The 1,589-nt window shown below is 60.8% G+C and carries 2 protein-coding genes; one reads left to right on the forward strand and one right to left on the reverse strand.

Annotated elements, in window-relative coordinates:
• The coding region (locus EB084_25110; GenBank protein ID NDD31544.1) for a class I SAM-dependent methyltransferase at positions 1 to 275 on the reverse strand (275 nt) is incomplete at its 3' end.
• A 558-nt stretch (positions 276 to 833) separates the two neighbouring features.
• Here EB084_25110 and EB084_25115 point away from each other — a divergent pair.
• Positions 834 to 1,589 (forward strand): hypothetical protein (locus EB084_25115; protein ID NDD31545.1); only part of this gene is annotated, 756 nt, incomplete at its 3' end.

The following is a 1,589-nucleotide window of genomic DNA, read 5'->3' on the forward strand; positions in this document are numbered from 1 at the left end:
TAGGCGTCGAGGGTCGCGCACACAGTCTCGATGGTCACGCCGCGATTGGCCGCCAGTCGCCGCGCCTTCTCCAGCCCCACCGCCGACTGATCGACCCCCGTCACGCGAAACCCGCGCTCCGCGAGAAAGACCGCATTGCGCCCCTCACCCTCGGCCAGGCAGAGAACGACGCCCCCTGAGGGGAGCCTGTCGACGTTCTGCTTCAGGAAGTCGTTGGGCTGCGTTCCATAGAACCAGCCTTCTCCACCATATCGCGAATTCCACTCGTCCGCCACGACGCGTCCTCCAGAGCGTTCGGCGCATCAGGATTACGCCGCTCGCTCTCGGCCCTTACGCTGTGGCGCGATGACCGCCCTGCCGACATCACGGATTGCGGAGCATGACCGTGAAGAAGCGATGGTGCTCGCCGGCAGTGCTCTCTTGCAGCGCCACCACGTCGGGCAGGCCACCGCGGTCGAGGTCGGCTGCATTGGCGCACTGACCAAAGGCAGGCGTCGCGCCCCCTGCCGTGGCCATCGATGTCCTCGAACGTGTCACAGGGCAGCCTGAAACATCGACAGCGCGCAACCTTTGCTCGCGGTGAGTGACGAGACGCTTGCCGCACCACCTCACAAAATCACCCGAAAACGAGTCTCGATTCAGCCATGCTACAAGACCACCGTAAAAACCCGAACCCTCACGAGAGCGACATCCCGCAAGCTCTGCCGCGACAGCAGCGCCATGCATGGCTGCTACACAATTCGATGAATCACGAGCGGGAACCATCTTCCACCGAAACGAATCCGATCATGCGCAAGCACCCCGTTTCGAGGAAGCCACCTGAGGAGAACGCATTGTTCAACGACTACAAAGAGCAACACGAGTTCATGACAGACATCATTCGATCCGAGGGCGAAGAGGTTCCTCGCGAGCAGTGGCCCCCCATATTGCCTCGGACGGAAAGGGTAGACGGCAAGACGGTCACATTGACCACCCTCCCTCCCGAGCAGCTCGAGCAGCTCGAGAAGAAGCGTGCACGCATCTTCCGCGTGCTTCGATGGAACAGCTGCTACTGGGCCGATGATCAGTCGATGGGCCTGAGCTGTGCCTATGAGAGCCTGGAGCAGCTGCTCGACTGGGAACCGATGTACGACGAGGAAGAAGAGGAAGACGATGATAGCCTGAGATTCGAGGAATTCTGTGTCTCGCTGAGCAGCGCCATAGAATCTGGCCATGGGGTCTACTATCGCGAATTCGACGGAGGCTCGCCGGCTCACGGCGGAAGCAGCGAAATCACGCGCTGGGGTGACACCTACTGGGCCAGCGATGCCTACGATGGCGTTGTGGGACCTTGCAGCGACATCGCAGATGCGCTGAACTGCCTGCCTGCAATGGCCCTGGTGAGCGGTGAGGGCACGTACTTCTCTTCGAGCGAGCTCACCGCTGAGCAGATCGCTCAACATCTGTGGATGGGAAATCCGCAGGAAGTCTCGTTCAGAATCAATGGAATGCCATGGCGCAGCGTGATCGACGACGGCAAGGTGCGATTCGAGCCCGATCCGGACGGTGCCGAAGAAGAAGACGAGGAGAACGAGGAAGAAGAGGAAGAC

This window comes from Pseudomonadota bacterium, assembly GCA_010028905.1.
Taxonomy (GTDB): domain Bacteria; phylum Vulcanimicrobiota; class Xenobia; order RGZZ01; family RGZZ01; genus RGZZ01.